14 protein-coding genes and 1 pseudogene are annotated in these 17,231 nt (G+C 71.6%); 6 read left to right on the forward strand and 9 right to left on the reverse strand.

Annotated elements, in window-relative coordinates; translation table 11 throughout:
• Nucleotides 1-3: 3 nt before the first annotated feature.
• Nucleotides 4-1,650: an AMP-binding protein gene (locus tag Q5425_RS04850; protein WP_308670868.1), complete on the reverse strand. Its 1,647-nt coding sequence runs from the start codon at nucleotides 1,648-1,650 to the stop codon at nucleotides 4-6.
• Between the two features lie 355 nt (nucleotides 1,651-2,005).
• On the opposite strand from Q5425_RS04850, the gene Q5425_RS04855 reads away from it, so the two are divergent.
• Nucleotides 2,006-2,836, forward strand: coding sequence for a hypothetical protein (locus Q5425_RS04855; RefSeq protein WP_308670869.1), 831 nt, complete (start codon nucleotides 2,006-2,008; stop codon nucleotides 2,834-2,836).
• 42 nt (nucleotides 2,837-2,878) lie between these two features.
• Here the strand turns inward: Q5425_RS04855 and Q5425_RS04860 are convergent, their stop codons facing one another.
• The gene (locus Q5425_RS04860) at nucleotides 2,879-5,953 is read right to left on the reverse strand and encodes a glycoside hydrolase family 2 TIM barrel-domain containing protein (protein ID WP_308670870.1); all 3,075 of its coding nucleotides are present in this window, start codon (nucleotides 5,951-5,953) and stop codon (nucleotides 2,879-2,881) included.
• A gap of 151 nt (nucleotides 5,954-6,104) precedes the next feature.
• Between Q5425_RS04860 and Q5425_RS04865 the strand changes: the two genes are divergently transcribed.
• The 3 genes from Q5425_RS04865 to Q5425_RS04875 all read left to right on the forward strand — a co-directional run bounded on the left by Q5425_RS04865 (nucleotide 6,105) and on the right by Q5425_RS04875 (nucleotide 8,784).
• Nucleotides 6,105-6,890, forward strand: coding sequence for an enoyl-CoA hydratase-related protein (locus Q5425_RS04865; protein ID WP_308670871.1), 786 nt, complete (start codon nucleotides 6,105-6,107; stop codon nucleotides 6,888-6,890).
• Nucleotides 6,891-6,948: 58 nt separating this feature from the next.
• Nucleotides 6,949-7,461, forward strand: a complete 513-nt coding sequence (locus tag Q5425_RS04870; RefSeq protein ID WP_308670872.1) for a dihydrofolate reductase family protein — start codon at nucleotides 6,949-6,951, stop codon at nucleotides 7,459-7,461.
• Between the two features lie 93 nt (nucleotides 7,462-7,554).
• Complete coding sequence (locus tag Q5425_RS04875) at nucleotides 7,555-8,784, forward strand: DUF222 domain-containing protein (RefSeq protein ID WP_308670873.1); 1,230 nt, start codon at nucleotides 7,555-7,557, stop codon at nucleotides 8,782-8,784.
• Nucleotides 8,785-8,893: 109 nt separating this feature from the next.
• Here the strand turns inward: Q5425_RS04875 and Q5425_RS04880 are convergent, their stop codons facing one another.
• The 7 genes and pseudogenes from Q5425_RS04880 to Q5425_RS04910 all read right to left on the reverse strand — a co-directional run bounded on the left by Q5425_RS04880 (nucleotide 8,894) and on the right by Q5425_RS04910 (nucleotide 15,749).
• Complete coding sequence (locus Q5425_RS04880; protein WP_308670874.1) at nucleotides 8,894-9,538, reverse strand: hypothetical protein; 645 nt, start codon at nucleotides 9,536-9,538, stop codon at nucleotides 8,894-8,896.
• Between the two features lie 493 nt (nucleotides 9,539-10,031).
• Nucleotides 10,032-10,634: pseudogene (locus Q5425_RS45700) on the reverse strand (DNA/RNA non-specific endonuclease); the annotation flags it as partial.
• Nucleotides 10,635-10,702: 68 nt separating this feature from the next.
• A complete protein-coding gene (locus Q5425_RS04890; protein ID WP_308670876.1) occupies nucleotides 10,703-12,250 on the reverse strand; it encodes a carboxyl transferase domain-containing protein in 1,548 nt (515 codons plus the stop codon).
• Nucleotides 12,247-13,017 carry an SDR family oxidoreductase gene (locus Q5425_RS04895; RefSeq protein WP_308670877.1) on the reverse strand — a complete coding sequence of 257 codons (771 nt, stop codon included), beginning with the start codon at nucleotides 13,015-13,017 and terminating at the stop codon, nucleotides 12,247-12,249. Before Q5425_RS04895 ends, Q5425_RS04890 begins: the two co-directional genes overlap by 4 nt.
• A complete protein-coding gene (locus tag Q5425_RS04900) occupies nucleotides 13,014-13,766 on the reverse strand; it encodes an SDR family oxidoreductase (protein WP_308670878.1) in 753 nt (250 codons plus the stop codon). Before Q5425_RS04900 ends, Q5425_RS04895 begins: the two co-directional genes overlap by 4 nt.
• A gap of 126 nt (nucleotides 13,767-13,892) precedes the next feature.
• Nucleotides 13,893-14,852, reverse strand: a complete 960-nt coding sequence (locus tag Q5425_RS04905; RefSeq protein ID WP_308670879.1) for a zinc-binding dehydrogenase — start codon at nucleotides 14,850-14,852, stop codon at nucleotides 13,893-13,895.
• Between the two features lie 81 nt (nucleotides 14,853-14,933).
• On the reverse strand, nucleotides 14,934-15,749 hold the full coding sequence (locus Q5425_RS04910) for an alpha/beta fold hydrolase (protein WP_308670880.1): 816 nt from the start codon (nucleotides 15,747-15,749) through the stop codon (nucleotides 14,934-14,936).
• 55 nt (nucleotides 15,750-15,804) lie between these two features.
• Between Q5425_RS04910 and Q5425_RS04915 the strand changes: the two genes are divergently transcribed.
• Nucleotides 15,805-16,413, forward strand: a complete 609-nt coding sequence (locus tag Q5425_RS04915) for an SGNH/GDSL hydrolase family protein (protein WP_308671419.1) — start codon at nucleotides 15,805-15,807, stop codon at nucleotides 16,411-16,413.
• A 252-nt stretch (nucleotides 16,414-16,665) separates the two neighbouring features.
• The gene (locus Q5425_RS04920; protein WP_308670881.1) at nucleotides 16,666-17,028 is read left to right on the forward strand and encodes a hypothetical protein; all 363 of its coding nucleotides are present in this window, start codon (nucleotides 16,666-16,668) and stop codon (nucleotides 17,026-17,028) included.
• Nucleotides 17,029-17,231: the final 203 nt, after the last annotated feature.

The following is a 17,231-nucleotide window of genomic DNA, read 5'->3' on the forward strand; positions in this document are numbered from 1 at the left end:
GCGCTACCCCCGGGCCCGCAGTTCGCGGCGCAGGATCTTGCCGCTGGTCGTCTTCGGCAGCTCGTCGAGGACTTCGACGGTGCGCGGGTACTTGTAGGCGGCGAGCCGCTCCCGGCACCAGGCCACCAGCTCCGCGGGATCGGCGGTCGCCCCGGGCGCCGGGCTGACGTAGGCCTTGACCGTCTCGCCTCGGTATTCGTCGGCGATCCCGACCACGGCCGCCTCGCGGACCGCCGGGTGCGTGTAGAGGACGTCCTCGACCTCGCGCGGCCAGACCTTGAAGCCGGACGCGTTGATCATGTCCTTCTTGCGGTCGACGACGTAGACCCAGCCGCGTTCGTCCATGAACCCGATGTCGCCGGTCAGCAGCCGCCCGCCGGGCAGCGACTCGGCGGTGGCGTCCGGGCGGTTCCAGTAGCCCGAGACGACCATCGGGCCCTCGACGGCGATCTCGCCCGCCTGCCCGGGCGGCAGTTCTTCGCCGTTCTCGCCGAGGATCCGGACGATCGTGTCCGGCACCGGCAGGCCGATCGAGATGGTGCCCGACTCCGGGTCGATCGGCGCCTCGAGGGTGCCGGGGACGACGACGCAGCCCGCCGTCGTCTCGGTGAGGCCGTAGCCGTTGTGGATGTAGTGCCCCGTCTTCGCCCGGAAGGCCTCGACGACGGCGGGCGGCAGCGCGGCGCCGCCGGAGTACAGCAGCGAGAACGAGCCGAAGTGCTCCCGGCTGAACGACGGGTGGGCCATCAGGGCCATGTAGGCCGTCGACGGCCCGACCGTGTACGACGGCTTGTGCTCGAGGAAGGCGTCGAGGACGACCCCGGGTTCGAAGCGGTAGGCCAGGGCCAGGGTGCCCTCGATGTCGATCGCGGAGCCGAGTTCGCAGACCATGCCGGTGATGTGGAACAAGGGCGCGAGCCCGAAGAGGGTCGAGCCGGCGGGCAGGCCGCTGAACGAGCCGAGCCCGGCGGCGTTGGTGCCGATGTTGCCGTGGGTGTTGGTGGCGCCCTTCGGCGTGCCGCTGGTGCCGGAGGTGTAGCTGATCAGGGCGGTGTCGCCGAGCGCGAAAGCGGGTTCCGGGGGCTTCGGGCCCGGCGTGACCGCGGCTTCGAGGAGTTCGGTCGCGCCCGGGGTCGCTTCCTTCTCGACCTGGGCCAGGACGCGCTCGTCGTCGCGGGTCTGGAACTCCAGTTCGCTGGTGGTGAGCGCGATGTCCAGGCCGGCCGCCGTCTGGGCGATGTAGGCGTTCCAGCCGCGCTGCGAGCAGACGATCGCCTTCACGCCGGCGTCGGTGAGCACGTGCGTGAGCTCGCGTTCGCGGTACATCGGGTTGACCGGCACCACGATCCCGCCGGCCTTCCACGCGCCCAGCAGGGCGATGACGAACTGGGGGATGTTCTGCAGCACCAGGGCGAGCCGGTCGCCGCGGGCGAAGCCGTGCGCCGTCAGGTACCGCGCGACGCCGTCGGAGAGCTCGTCGACCTCGCGGTAGCTCAGCTTCGCGTCGAAGTACGCGATCGCCGTCCGGTCGGGGACGTGGTCCGCGGCGCGGCGGAACGTCTCGGGCAGCGTCGTCGGCTTCGCCGGTCCCGCGGCCCGCACCCGTTCGTCGTAGCTCGCGAGCCAGGGCTTCGCGTCGTACCAGCTCATCCAGTGACCTCCTTTGGACACCGACCGGTCGGTATGCCGACGCTAGGAGGCGACGGCAGCCCGCGTCAAGCCCGGCTTCGCCGCCGAAATTGCGCACGCAATTCCGACGTGCCGCTGAATCAATCGAAACAAATGCAGCCAGATGCCACCGTCACCGGGGTACACGTACCCCGGTTCAAAATGGTTCAGATCTTCTTTTTCGGGCGGATCACACTGGACAAACCCCTGTTCCGGAGGCCACCATGACGTCGGCGACCAGATTGGTCCGCCCCATCCGAATACTCCGCCGTATCCCCCGAACACGGCGGGGCACCCATATGTTCACGCTAACTCAAGCACGAAATCGGAGTCATTCATGCCAGCATCCGGTGGACGACACCGCCTGTCCCGGCGGACGAAGATCGCGACGGCGGCCCTGGGCCTCGCGATCGCGGGCGGCGCGCTGGTGATCGCCACGACCGTCGGCGACCCCGGCAGCGCCAGCGCTGCCTCGGGCGGCCAGGCGGCGGCCGGGCAGATCTCCTGCCCCGACGTCGCGAGCAAGCTCCCGGCCATCCCCGCTCAGGCCCAAGCCGAAGTCCAGCGCAACCTCGACCTGCTGAACACCCAGCTCGCCGAAGCCAACAACCGCCTGGTGACCAGCGCCGGGCAGGGCGGCCCCAACTTCGTGCAGAACGCGATCCTCGGGCCGCTGGCGGACAAGCGGAAGTCCACGATCGACCGCATCGCGATCTCGATCGGGCGCCGGGCCGAGAAGCCACAGGGCCTCGACAGCCTGGCCACGTGCGCCCTGGGCGGGCAGCCCGGCACGGGCGCGGGTGCCGGCGCTCCGGCACCGGCCCAGGGCTCCGGCGGCCAGGGCGACACCGGGCAGAACGGGACCACCGGCAACGCCGGGGCCGGCCAGATCTCCTGCCCCGACGTCGAGAGCCGGCTCCCGGCCATTCCTGCCCAGGCCCAGGCCGAAGTCCAGCGCAACCTGCAGCTGCTCGACACGCAGCTCGCCGAGGCGAACAACCGCCTGGTGACCAGCGCCGGGCAGGGCGGCCCGAACTTCGTCCAGAACGCCATCCTCGGCCCGCTCGAGGACAAGCGCGTCGCGACGATCAACCGGATCGCCACCGCCATCGGCCGCAACGCCGAGAAGCCGCAAGGCCTCGACGCCCTCGCTCCCTGCAGCCGGTGACCGCCGCGGCCCGGCGGGGGGTGCGCCCCGCCGGGCCCGCGGTCAGCGGGCCAGCAGCGCGCTGATCCGCAGGAAGCCCCGCGCGGTCATCGTCATCCGCACTTCGCCGGTCACGACCGGGTCGAACGCGAACGTCGTCGGGTCGTTCGCCCCGGTCCCCCACGTGATCCGCAGGTTCCGCACCGGCTCGAAGCCCCGGGCCGTGCGGTGGGCGACCTCGACGGCGACCGGGAGCGTCAGCGTCCCGTCCACCACGAAGTTCGCCGTGACGGCGGTGATCCGCTGGGGTGACGGCCAGGCCAGCGACACCCAGTCCTGGGCCCGCGGCCTGCTCACCGCCTTCAGCGTCGCCGTCGCCGGTTTGACGTAGTAATTGGACCAGCCGGTGGCCGGGTTGCCGTCCAGCATCGCCGACGGCAGCGTGTCCGGGGCTCCCGAGTAGCTCGCGTCCGCGGTCGAGACAGCCGGGACCACGGGTGCTTCGACGGCGCGGGCGCCCGGGCCGTTGCGCTGCCCGAGGGAGGTGCCCGGCAAGGTGATCTTCCCCGGCACCAGCCCCGGGGCACTCGCCGTCACCGAGATCGGGCCCCGGCCGCCGGTCGCCGCGACGACGGCGACGGCGAGCCCGTTGAACGCCGGGATCGTCGGCTGCTGGTAGCTCTGGGCGAGTTCCTGCCTGCCGTTGTCGACGCCGGCGAGCCGCCCCGGCCCGCGGACGGCGAACCGCAGCACCGGCCCGTCGCCGGGCACGACGGTCCCGCGGGCGTCCACGACCGACGCCGTCACGAACGTCATCGCCCCGGCCACCACCCCGCCGCCCGGCGCGTCCACGCTCAGCTTGACCGCCTGCGGCGGCCCCGCCGTCACGAGCCGGTCCCGCGCCACCTCGCGGCCGCCGGACCGGGCGATCGCGGTCAGCGTGCCGGGCTCGAAGGGCACGGTCCAGCTCAGGTGCAGCTTGCCGGTGCTGCCGTTCGGGCTGACGTAGCTGCCGGAGGGGTCGTTCTTGTCGTCCCCGGCCGGTTCCGCCGTCTCCAGGTACGGCCGTCCGTCCACTGTGGTCTTGCGGTCGAACCTCTTGGTTCCCAGCGACTTCCCGTTCAGCACCAGCTCCACGGTGTCCACAGTGGAGTAGACCCACACCGCGACGGGTTCGCCGGCGCGGTGGTTCGTCCAGTCCATTGGGACCAGGTGCACCATCGGCGCGGTGGACCACTGGCTGCGGAACAGGTGGAAGGCGTCCTTGGGCAGGCCGGCGCTGTCGACCGCGCCGAAGAACGACGTCTTGACCGGGAAGACGTCGTAGGGCGTCGGCTCGCCGAGGTAGTCCTGCCCGGCCCAGAGGAACTGGCCCTGGCAGAACTTCCGGTCGCGGTCCTTCTTCAGCGAGTACTCGCCGCTGAAGGTCCACGAGGCCAGGTTGTTGTCGTAGGACGACGTCGCCCGCTTGCCCGGCGTGTGGTTCTCGCCGGTGTTGAGCAGGTCGGGATCCTGGTAGACGCCGCGCGTCGAGGTCTCCGACGACGACTCGGATTCGAAGAAGAACTTGTCCGGGTACTGCTGGTGCAGCCCGTCGATCGACTGGGCGGTGTTGTAGTTGACGCCGAGGCCGTCGAGCTGCTTCAGGATGAGGTCCTGCGGCGAGCCCGGCGCGGGCACGCCGCGGTAGCGGTCCGAGCCCATGACGACCGGCCGGGTGGTGTCGATCGCGCGGACCACCGCGATCAGGTCCGCCGCGATCTGCGGGCCGCCCGCCATCGACGCGTCGGGCACCTCGTTGCCGATCGACCACAGCACGACCGCGGGTGAATTCTTGGCCGCGTGGACCATTTCCGCGATGTCGCGCGCGCTCCACTCGTCGAAGTCGCGGTGGTAGTCGTACTCGAGCTTGCCGGTCCGCCAGCAGTCGAACGCTTCGACCATCATGACGATCCCGAGCCGTTCGCAGACCGTCACCAGCTGCGGGTCCGGCGGGTTGTGCGCGGTCCGCAGCGCGTTGACGCCCATCGCGAGCATCAGCCGCATCTGGTGTTCCAGCGCGGCCGGGTCGACCACCGCGCCCAGCGCGCCCTGGCTGGAGTGCAGGTTGACCCCGCGCAGCTTCGTCGGCACGCCGTTGAGCGAGAACCCGTTGTCCGGGTGGAATTCGGTGTAGCGGAAGCCGAAGTCCGCGGTGGTCGTGTCGAGCACGCGCCCGGCCACGACGACCTCGGTGCGCAGCCGGTACAGCCGGGGTGTTCCGGTCGACCACAGCTGGGGCTTCTCGACCCGCAGGCCGGTCACCGCCGTCGCCGTCCGCCCGCCGTCCACCGCCACGGAGGTGGAGCCGGTCGCGACGACACGGCCCGCCGGGTCGGTGACCGTCGTGCGCACCTGGGCCGTGACCGCGGCGCCGGAGTCGTTGACGACGTCGGTGGCCACCCGCACCGTGCCCTTTCCGGCGGCGATGTCGGGGGTGGTGACGAACGTGCCGTGCCGGGCGACGTGCACCGGCTCGGTCACGACCAGCCGGACGCGGCGGTAGATGCCGCTGCCGGAGTACCAGCGGCTGCTGGGCAGCGGGTTCGTCGCGCGGACGGCGAGGACGTTCGGCGTCCGGCCGTCGGTGTGCAGCCGTCCGGTGAGGTCGAAGGCGAACCCGGTGTAGGCGTACGGGTGGTGGCCCAGCAGCTCGCCGTTCAGGTGCACGTGGGCGTCCGAATAGACGCCGTCGAACTCCACCGACACGCGCTTGCCGGCGAGCGAGGGCGGCAGGGTGAACGTCTTGCGGTACCAGCCGAGCCCGCCGCGGAAGAACCCGGAACCGCTGCTGGTGCCCTCGGCGGTCGGCGGGAGCTCGATGCTCCAGTCGTGCGGGACGTCGACGACCTGCCACGCCGAGTCGTCGAAGGCGGGCTTCGCGGCGTCGGCGAAGCGGCCGCCGGAATCGGTGACGCCGTCGGGGTTCGCGAGGACGAACCGCCAGCCGGTGCCGAAATCGGTTTCCCGCGCCTGCCCCGGCCGGGCGAGCGCGTCGGCGGCCCGGGCGACCGGCGCGACCGCCGACGTGGCGACGGCGGCACCGACCCCGCCCAGCACGAGCCGTCTGCGCAGACCGCTCGGTTCTACTTCCGGCATCGGGCTGTCCCTTCCAGGGGCGATGTGCGGCCGGAAAGCACTATGGCACAGAGGTTTCCGGACAACCAACGAGTTCGATAATTTCGAACTCCACGCCGTGACAAATACCTGAGCGACCGCTTAGTATGGTGACCGACCCGAGGAGGCGGCCATGTCCACTGTGGATGGTGTGCGGTACGAGACGGACGGCGCGATCGCGACGTGCACGTTCGACCGGCCGGACCGCAGCAACGCGATGGACGTGCCGATGCAGGCCCGCTACGGCGCGCTGCTGCGGCAGGCGGCGGCCGATCCGGAGGTCCGCGCGGTCGTCGTCACGGGCGCGGGCCGGGCCTTCTGCCCCGGCGCCGACCTTGGCCTGCTGGACACGGTCGCCGCGGCACCGCCGGCCGAGGGAGGCGAAAACCACCGGGACGTGCTGGCGGCGGCCTCGGTGGGTGTCCCGGTGGTGGCGGCGATCAACGGCGGCTGCGCCGGCCTGGGGTTCGTCATCGCCTGTTCGGCGGACGTCCGCTTCGCCGCCGCGGGCGCGAAGTTCACCACGGCGTTCGCCCGCCGCGGCCTGATCGCCGAGTACGGCATCGCCAAGCTGCTGCCGGAGCTGGTCGGCCAGGGCCGGGCCCGCGACCTGCTGCTGTCCGGGCGGACGTTCACCGCGGAGCAGGCCCTGGACTACGGCCTGGTCCAGGAGGTCGTCCCGCCCGGCGAGCTGCCGCTGCGCGCCCACGCCTACGCGACCGAACTGGCGACCTACAGCGCACCGCGGTCGATGGCGGTGATGAAGGAGCAGTTCGCCCGCGAGGCCGGGCTGCCGCTTCCGGAGGCGGCCCGCTCGGCGACCGCGTTGATGATCGAGTCGTTCGGCCGTCCGGAGCTGGCCGAGGGCCTGGCCAGCTGGAACGAGCGCCGTCCCCCGCGGTTCCCGCCCCACCGATGAGTTTCCGCGGCGCCGCTCGTCAGTACCGGCGTCCGGCATTCTCACGGAGGTGGGCCCGATGGCCAAACTGCTCTATGCGTTCAGCTGCTCGATCGACGGTTTTGTGGCCGGCCCGGGCGGCGACATGTCCTGGCTGACCCCGCACCTGGCCCCCGACCCGGCGGTCGACGACCTGGTCCCCCGGATCGGAGCCTTGCTGGTGGGCCGCCGCACCTTCGACGGCGACGACCCCCACCGGGGCGGGCCGGGCGAGGGCAAGGCGTTCGGCGGAGGCTGGGAGGGGCCGCAGATCGTGCTGACCCATCGGCCGGCCCGGCCGGTTCCCGGGGTGAGTTTCTTCGGTGATCTGGCTTCGGGTGTTGCTGCGGCCAAAGCGGCTGCCGGGCAGAAGTACGTCAACGTTCTCGGCGCCGATGTCGCTCGGCAGTGTCTTGAGGCCGGGGTGCTCGACGAGGTTCTTGCTCTGCCGGTTCCGGTGTTTTTGGGTTGCGGGGTCAGGGTTTTCGATCGGGTTGGGCCTCCGGTTCGGTTGGAGGCGGTAGGGCCCTTCTGGTATCGGGTGGTTTCTTGAGGCTTCGTCGGGTGTTCTGATGGGCGGACAGTCGGGCGGTTTCTTGCCCGATCGTGTGGTGAACTTGTGTTCGATTGCCGGTAGTTTGGGGGTATGACCAGCGACGCGATCCAGCACCCCGATGCGGTGGCTTTGGCCGACCGTATCGGTGAGCTGCTTGCGTGTATGCGGTCGGCTGAGGCTTCGCTGGGCGCTCTGCTGGTGGAGATCGAGCAGCGGGGTGTCATGGAACTCTTCGGCTACCGGTCGGCTGCTCGTTTGCTGGAGCATCTTGGAGATGTGCCGAGACAGGCGGCCGAACGCGCGGTGAAACGGGCCCGGGCCCTTAATGCCGGTCGGACCCTGGACGGCAGTCCCATTCCCGCCGTGGCTCCCGCGACCGGTGCTGCCGCCCGCACGGGCCGGTTGAGCAACCCGATGATCGATACCATCGTCGATGTCCTGACCCACGTTCCTCTCGAGCACCGCGACAGTGCCGAGGAGAACTTGCTGGCCTTTGCCGAGGAGGCCGGGCACAAGCAGGTCGCGGCCCTCGGTGCCCGGATCCTGGCTCACTTGGATCCCGACGGCACGGAACCCGACACCGCCGAACCGGTCGTTCCGGCTCGTGAGCTGTTTCTGCGCCGTAAGAGAACCGGTATGTGGGAGTTGAACGGGACGTTCGACGACGAAACCGGCACCCGCGCCAGCGCCCTGCTCGACGCCCTGGCCGAGCGCCGCACCACCGACGAGGGCCCCGACTTCCGCACGCTGCCCCAACGCTACGGCGATGCCTTCTCCGACGCTGTCGACCTGGCGCTGAACTCTCCGGACCTGCCGATGCAGGCCGGTGAACGCGCCCATGTCATGGTCGCAGTGTCGTTGGAGGACCTGCGGTCGGGTGTCGGCTGCGCGACCCTGGGCGACACCGGGGAGATGACGGCCGCGGAGGCTCGGGTGCACGCTTGCGACAGCATGATCATCCCGGCTGTGTTGGGTGAGAAGAGCGAACCCCTCAACCTCGGCCGCCTGCGCCGCCTGATTTCCGCCGGTCTGCGCCGGGCCCTCTTCTTACGTGACCGTGGCTGTGCTTTCCCAGGATGTCATCGCCCACCTCGGCATTGCCAGGGTCACCACATCCGGCATTGGGCCGACGGCGGCCCCACCGACTTGAACAACCTGGTCTTGTTGTGCGCCCACCACCACCGGCTGATGCACCGCTCCGGCTGGGAAGTCCGCATCGCCCCCGACGGCCTCCCCGAGTTCCTCCCACCAACCTTCATCGACAAACGCCGAAAACCCCGACGCAACAACCTCCACGAACCACTCCCATTCGCAGCCTGAACACGGGAAAGGCCCGCAGCCACACGGCTACGGGCCCACACCCACGAGCGCAGCAGCCAAAGAGCCGACACCGCCGCACAGGCCAAGGTCAACCAACGGGGACAACACCTCAGGTGCCTGGGTATTTCCAGCTGACCAGCCACTCCCCCGTCGGCACGCCGGTGTCGCCGATGAGCGGGTTCAGGGCCTCCACCACGACCGTCACCGCCTGACCCTTCATCGGGATGGTGATCGCTTCGCCGTAGTGCACGGGGGCGTCGAACCCGAACCTCAACCACATCAACTGCCCGGTTCCGTTGCCGAAATCGGTGACGCGGCTGATGCCGGGGTCCTTGGTCGCGTCTCGGGCATCGGCCAGGCTCTGGCGCGCCTCGATCTTCTCGGCTTCCTCCTTGGACGAGGGCTGGTAAGCCGGCGACGCCTGGCTCACCGACAGCGACCACTGCTGGGACCACGCCTGCGTCGACTCGTGCAGTGCGGTCACCGTGGACAGCGGGAACGGGTACTGCTCCTGCTGCTTCTCGACCGCCTCCACCAGTTCCTCGTGCAGGTCCTCCACCCACGACTTGGCCGTCACCAGGTGCCCGGTGGCCTCGACCAGGGAGGCACTCGGCTCCTCGGCGGCGCTCAACTGCTGCTGCACCTTCACGGTGGCGCTGAGCATCGGCCCGAGCAGCGAGGTGTCCCTCGCCTTCACCAGCGTGGACTGCACTTCCAGCAGCGCGCGGGCGACCCCGCCGGACGCTTGCTTCATCAACGCGATCTGCGCTTCGGGAACGACCGCCGTGCCCGAGGGTGCGAGTTTGCGGACGATCTCGGCCTGGTTGCCCAGATCGGGAAACCTTGGCCAGCAGGCTGATCGCGTCCTCGGTACGCACACTGGTCGAGGGCGTCCATTGCCGGGCCAGCAGGTGCCGCATCTTCAGGTTGGCTCTGAGAGTGGGACCGGTGAACGGCACCGGCGCGATGTATTCGGTGACCTTCATGTCGTACGGTGCACCGAGAGTGGGGGCAGCCGGGTCGTCGGGCACCCGTACCGCACCAGGCTTCGAGGTCGGCGTCAGGCTGTGGGCGGTGAGAGTCCACAGGTGCGGAATCCGCCGGGCCACGGTGATCGGCTGGGTCGGGTAGCGGGTTCCGGACGGGATTATCCCACGCCGCACCAGTTCCGCCGCGTTCATCGAATAGTCCGCCGGGTACTCGAGCTCGACCTTCATCATGATCTTGTCTCTCGCCGCACGCAGCGAAGCGCGGATCTGTTCCTCCACGCCCGCGTACGCCGGGGTGTTGAACTCCGACACCTGCGGCGCCAGATTCCAGAACTCGAAGGACTCCGCGGCCTCGCCGATCAACTGGTCGGCGACCAGGTGACCGGCGTCGTAGAACTTCCTCAGGTCCGCGCCCTGCAACATCATCTGCTCGGACCGGGCCAGGCTGGTCACCACCCCGAGTTTGGAGTGCTTCTTGCGTTCCTTCGTGCGCAGCGACTTCTTGTCGATCACGGCTTCGACCGCCCTCGGGCGATCCACCGTGCCCAGCGGCTGGTTCCCGGGCAGGCTCTGCTGGTTCTTGTTGACCCGGTAGGTCGCCTTGATGAGCTCGGCAGCGGTGTCCACGCTGTCCGCGGCGTGGCTGGTGAACTTCCGCTGGACCGTCACCCCCGGCCGGGCCGCCGCCAACCCGGCGGCGACGGCACGGTTGCCGGCCGTGCCCTGGAGCCGGAGCAGCGCGTTGCGCTCCGGGGCGAGCCGCACGGCCGGCTCGCCATCCTCGCCCCGGCGGTGCTTCCGGTCGGCTCCCCGCGCCCGATCACGCCCCATCCGCCCGACGGTAGTCGCACCGTCACGCATCGCACACGACCGATCGGGCAGCCAAAAGGGCAGCACCCACCTGTCCGTGAACACCGGCAGCAAATCCCCTAAGGCCGCATCCCGAACGACGGCCGGCCCACCAGTTTCGGCAGCACCGCGTAGGCGTCCACCACCCACTCGCACAACCGCGCCCGCGTCTCCCGGGGATCGATCACGTCCTCGACCGAGAACCGCTCCGCCGTCCGGAACGGCGATCTCACCTCGTCCAACCGCGCCCGGATCTCCTCGATGTGCGCCTCGCGGTCCGGCGACGAATCCAGCTCGGCTCGGTAGGCCGCCTCTATTCCGCCCTCCACCGGCAATGATCCCCAGTCGCCCGAGGGCCAGGCCCAGCGGCGGACCATGCGGTGGCGGTTGACCTGGCCCGCTCCGCCCACTCCGAACACCCGGCGGATGATCACCTCCGCCATCGGTACGCGGGCCTGGTACACCGCCGTCACCGCGCGGGCTCCGTGGCGGATCGCGCCCGCTCTCTCGGCCGCCGCTCCGATCACCATGCCCGCCTGGTCCGTCAACGACACCAGCGGCAAGTGGAACGTCTCGCACAAGTCCACCAGCCGCGTCAGCACGTCCGCGCCCTCGGGGGTCAGTGTTGCGCCGCGGTAGGGGTCCGTGGCCAGCACGCCGACCGGGTGGCCCGCCAGCCGGGCCAAGCCCGCGTACGCCGAGCCCCCCGATACCGCGTAGTCGAACACCGAACCGTCGTCGAACACTCCGTCGAGCAGCGGCCGCAGCCGGTACGGGTGGCGGCGGTTGCGGGGAACCAGCGACAACAACGCCTCGTCGCGGCGATCCGACGGGTCCGAAGTGGACGATACCGGCGGCAACGAGTCCACGGAGGACGGCAAATACGACAGGAATTGCCTGGTCAACCGAAATGCGTCGGCCTCGGAGGCCACGATCCGGTCCACCGCGCCGCTGCGCCGGTGGACCTCCGCGCCGCCGAGTTCCTCCTTGGTGAGGTCCTCGCCCGTCGCGTGCTTCACCACCGGGGGGCCGGCGACGAACAGCTGGCCCGTCCCCTCGACCAGCACGCACAGGTGCGACATCACCGCCCGCGCCGCGCCCAGGCCGGCGACCGGGCCCAGGCACAGCGACACCACCGGGACCGCCGACAGGTTGTCCACCACCAGGTCCCAGCCCGGATTCACCGGCACGTAGGCGAACCCGTGCTGCTCCAGCAGCTTGACGCTGCCGCCACCACCGGTGCCCTCGATCAGCCGCACCAGCGGCAGCCCGAGCTCGTTGGCGAGCCGCTCGGCGTAGATCTGCTTCTCCACGATCGCCGCGTCGGCCGCGCCGCCGCGCACCGTGAAGTCGTCGCCGCCGATCGCCACGCGGCGGCCGTCGAGCTTGGCCGTGCCGAGCACGAAGTTCGCCGGCGTGAACGACGACAATTCGCCGTCCACATAAGCCGCTGTGCCCGCCAGTGCGCCGATCTCGTCGAAACTGCCCGGGTCGGCCAGTGCCGCGATCCGCTCGCGGACCGTCGACCGCCCGGCGGCGTGCTGGCGGGCCACCTTCTCCGGCCCGCCCATGCGCTCGGCCAGCTCGCGCCGCCGGGCGATCTCCTCGACCTCGGGCTGCCAGTTCACAGCTCTCCGACGGCCTCTTCGACCTTGCGCTGCAGCTTGTTCATGCCGCCGAGCCACCGGTCGGTCTCGGTGGCGCGCGCCGCGTAGTAGCCCGCGACCTCGGGGTGCGGCAGCACCAGGAACCGCTTCTCCGCCATCGCCGCGAACAGCGCGTCCGCCACCTGCTCCGGCTCGATCGCCGACGCGCCCATCAGCAGCTGCCCCGCGGTGCCGGTGCTCTCCAGCATCGCCGTGCGCACCCCCTGCGGGCAGATCGCCTGCACGGTGATGCCGCGGTGGCGGTAGGTCGCCGACAGCCACTCGGCGAACGCCAGCGCGCCGTGCTTGGTCACCGAGTACGGCGCCGAGCCGAGGCTGGTCAGCAGGCCGGCGGCGGACACCGTCGCGACGAAGTGGCCCCGGCCGCGCTCGAGCCACGCCGGCAGCAGCAGGTTCGCCGCGCGGACGTGCGACATGACGTTGACCTCCCAGGTGCGCGCCCACACCTCCTCGCCGCTCTCCGCTCCGCCGAAGGGCGCGATGCCCGCGTTGGCGCAGAAGACGTCGATTTCCCCGAGCGCCGAGCGCGCGCTGTCGATCAGCTCCGTGACGCCTTCGACGCTCGCGACGTCGCCCGCGAACGCCGTCCCGCCGACTTCGGCGGCCACCTCCGCGGCCTTGTCCCCGTCGAGGTCGGCCACGAGCACCCGGGCCCCGTCGGCGGCGAAGCGGCGGGCCAGCGCGGCGCCGATGCCCCCGCCGCCCCCGGTGACGACGACGCCGGTCACAGGCCACCGCCGAGGGTGACGCCGCCGTCGAGGACCACGGTCTGGCCGGTGATCCAGCCCGCGTCGTCGGACAGCAGGAACGCCACCGCGCCCGCGATGTCGGACGGCACGCCGAGCCGCTTCATCGGGTACGCCGACGCGACCTCCTCCTCGCGGCCTTCGTACAGCGCGGTCGCGAACTTCGTCTTGACCACGGCCGGCGCGACGGCGTTGACGCGGATCTTCGGCCCCAGCTCGGCGCCGAGCTCGACGGTCAGCCGGATCAGCGCGGCCTTGCTGACGCCGTACATGCCGATGCCCGGCGACGCGCCGAGGCCGGCGACGGAGGCGACGTTGACGACGGCGCCGCCGTGCTCGCCCATCCACGCGTCGCGGGCGCGCTTGGTCCAGCCCAGCGGGGCGAGCACGTTCACGCCGAGGATCTTCGCCGCGGCGGCGGGGTCGATGTCCAGGGCCGGGCCGTAGACGGGGTTGATGCCGGTGTTGTTGACCAGGTAATCGAGCCGGCCGAAGGTCTCGATCGTCTTGGCGACCGTCTCGTCCTGGTGGTCGGTGTCGTCGGCCTTGCCGGCCACGAACATGGCGACGTCGGGGCCGCCGAGGGAGCTGACCGCCTCTTCCAGTGCCTCCGGCTTGCGCGCGGTGAGGCAGACCTTGGCGCCGCGCTCGACGAGCGTCTTCGCGATCCCGAGGCCGATGCCCCGGCTGGCCCCGGTGACGATCGCGACGCGATCCTTGAACGAGTTCACGGCAGTGTGTCTCCTTCGGGTGTGGTGCCCGGCACATACCAAGCAGTCGGTCAGGGGCCATTATGCGCGATGCGGCCCGGGGCTCAAGGCGGACACACGTCACACCGCGCGGTCGCCGGCCCCCACTCACACCCGGAGCACGAGCTTGCCGGTCGTCGAACCCGACTCGATGCGGCGGTGCGCGGCCGCCGCGTCCGCGAGCGGCAGGGTTTCGACGTCGACGCGCAGATTGCCGTCCGCGACGGCGGTGACGGCGCGGCGCAGGGCGCGGCCCACGGTTCCCGGCGCGACGGCGGAAAACGCGGCGAGGTTGAAGCCGGACACGGTCCTGGTGGTGAACCACAGTTCGTTGGCCGGGATGCCGACGTCTTCGGCGCCCGAGGCGTTGCCCATCACCACCAGGCGCCCCATCGGGGCCAGCCGGTCCAGGCTCGCGCGGCGCGCCGGCCCGCCGACCATGTCCACCACGACGTCGAACTCGCCGGTGCCCGCGACCTCGTCGCGCAGGACGACCTCGTCGTAGCCGAACGCCTTCGCGGCGGCGATCTTCGCTTCGCTGCCGACGGTGCCGACCACCCGGCCGGCCCCGAGCAGGCGGGCGACCTGGCCCAGCTGGCTGCCGGCCCCGCCGGCGGCGGCGTGCACCAGGACGCGTTCGCCGCGCTCCAGCCGGGCCACGCGCTCGAGGACGAGGAAAGCGGTGGTGCTGTTGGACGGCACCGCGGCCGCCACCTCCAGCCCCGTCCCGTGCAGCGGGGCGACGAGCTCGGCCGAGGTGGTGACGACTTCGGCGTAGCCCCCGCTCGCCACGATCGTCAACGCGGCCACCGGCTCCCCCACCGACAGGCCGGTCACGCCTTCGCCCAGCGCGCGGATCCGCCCGGAAACCTCGATGCCGGGGACGAAGGGCAGCGGAACGTCCACGACCCCTTGCCGGTAGAGGACCTCGGCGAAGTTGGCGCCGGCGTAGGCGACGTCGATCGAGACCTCGCCCGGCCCGGGCTGCGGGATCGCCACGGCGTCGAGCCGCAGCACGCCGGCCGGGCCGAACTCCGGGATGGTGACCGCCTTCATGCTGTTCGTCATGCGGCGATCCTGCGGCCGCCGTGCGCCCCGGACCAGGTCCGGCCGAACCTGGGTCCGCCAGGACCAGGCAGCGCCGCCGGGTCAGCGCGGCACCAGCGACAGCACCGCCTCGACCAGCTGACGGCCCTCGAGCAGCACCGGGTCGTTGTGGTCGGCCCCCGGGACTTCCACCAGCCGGGCTGACGCGGCGGCCGCCACCTCGCGGCTCTGGGACGGCGGGACGATGGAGTCCCGGCCGCCGACGACCACCACCGCCGGGAGGTGCAGGCGCGCGGCCTGCTCCTGCACCGGGAAGCGGTCGCGCAGCAGCAGGCGTACCGGCAGGTACGGGTAGACCTCGGCCCCCACGGCCGCGAGGTCGGTGAACGGGGACCGCAGCAGCAGCCCCGCCGGCGGGTGTTCGAGGGCCAGCTCCGTCACGACGGCGCAGCCCAGGCTCTCGCCGAAGTAGAGCAGGCGCCCGGGCGGGACCCGCCGGTCCTCGGTGAGGAAGCGGTGGGCCGCGCGGACGTCGAGGGCCAGGCCCTCCTCGCTCGGGTCGCCGGAGTTGCCGCCGTACCCGCGGTAGTCGAGCAGCAGCACGGCCAGCCCTTCCCGCGCGAGCTTCGCGGCCAGCGGGGCCCGTCCGGCCCGGTTGCCGCCGTTGCCGCCCGCGACCAGCACCGTCGCCGCCGGCTCCGGGCCCGGGGGACGCAGGTACCAGGCGCCCAGCTCCAGCCCGTCGGCGGTGCGGAGGCGGACGTCCTCGGCGCCGGGCAGCACGGTCGCGGCGGCGGGCACCGGCGCCGGGTCCGGCAGGTAGATCAGCCGCCGCTGCAGCACCCAGACGGCGGCCAGCAGCAGCACCACCACCACCACGGCCACCAGCACGACGCGCACGAGCACGGTCCTGGTCAACGTGACCTCCACCCCGGCGGGAAACAACGGCGACGTGGACACGTTGTACCCCGTGATGACTCCTCCACTCCGGTTCTGCGTCCTCGGCGACTCGCTCGCGGCCGGCGTCGGCAGCACCCGCGAAGACGACACCCTCGGCCGGCGGCTCACCCGGCTGCTGCGCGACGCGGGGCACACCGTGCACCTGCGGAACTCCGGCGTGCCCGGCGCCCGCTCGGCCGACCTCGAACGCCAGGTCGGCGTCGCCCTCGGCGCGGGCGTGGACCTGGCGCTGATCGTGATCGGCGCCAACGACCTCGCCGGGTTCGTCTCCCCCGCGGTCGGTGCCCGGCAGCTGCACGACGCCGTGGCCCGGCTGGTCCGCGCCGGTGCCCGGGTCATCGTGGTCCCGGCGCCCGACCTGGGGATCGTGGCGCGGGTGCCCGGGCCCTACCGGCAGCTGGTCTCCGCGGCCAGCGGCCACTACGCCCAGGCCCAAGCCGAAGCCGCCATCCGGGCCGGGGGCGCGGTGGCCACCGCCGGGCCGGAACTGGCCGCCCGCTTCGCCGCCGAGCCCGCCCTGTTCTCGGCCGACCGCTTCCACCCCTCCTCGGCCGGCTACGCCGTGATCGCCGAAGGCCTGGCCCCGCACGTGCTGGCCGCGGCCGCGCAGCTCGCCGCCTAGGGTTTCCCGAGAAGGGGTTTTGCCCGGCTTTAACCGGCACCCGGCAAGATCGGATCCGCCAGACGGTCGGTGCGAGGGGCTGGGATCCGGAACCTCACCGGCAGGGGGGACGTGCCGGTGAACGGGGCACCGGTCGTCTGGCACCGGGGGCACCAGGGGGAACACATTTCTCGCGTCGATCACGACGCGCGTCGCGGGCTGGGGGCTCGCGGCGCCCGCCCCTTCCGTCACGACACGGGAAAGAGGGCAGACATGAACCGATTCGTGCAGCGGGCGGCCGTCGTGGGAGCGGTCGCCGCCGGCGCGCTCGCACTCGCCACCCCGGCCGCGCTGGCCACGGCGCAGGGCGGCATCTCGAAGACGTGCCAGGACAGCGCCTGCCAGACGAACGAGGTCTGGTTCCCGGGCGGCACCCTTTCGGTCGATGCCGACGTGCACGGCAGCGGCCCGGCGGAGTGGATCGTCCGCAACGACAACGGCGGCAACATCTGCCGCACCGGGTTCGCCGCCGGCGACCCGCCGCGGTCCTGGACCTGCTCCAACGTGGCGGCCCAGTGGCTGTACGGCATCGTCTCCGGTCCCGCCGGGCCGTCCAACATCGGTCTTCGCTGGTGACACCCGGGATCCGCTGATCCGGCGCCGCGGCCGGGGTCGCCGACCCCGGCCGCGGCGTTTCGGCCTGCGGATCGGCGGACCCGGGCCGGTGTCCGGCTCCCTGTTCTCCCCACCGGTGCGGCCCGTACGGCCCGGGTGATCGTTCGGCGCTACCCTCACGGTGGGAATGACCGGTTCGTCCGGTCAGCGGGGGGTGCGGAGAA

The organism is Amycolatopsis sp. A133 (genome assembly GCF_031082405.1).
In the GTDB taxonomy this organism is placed as follows: Bacteria; Actinomycetota; Actinomycetes; order Mycobacteriales; family Pseudonocardiaceae; genus Amycolatopsis.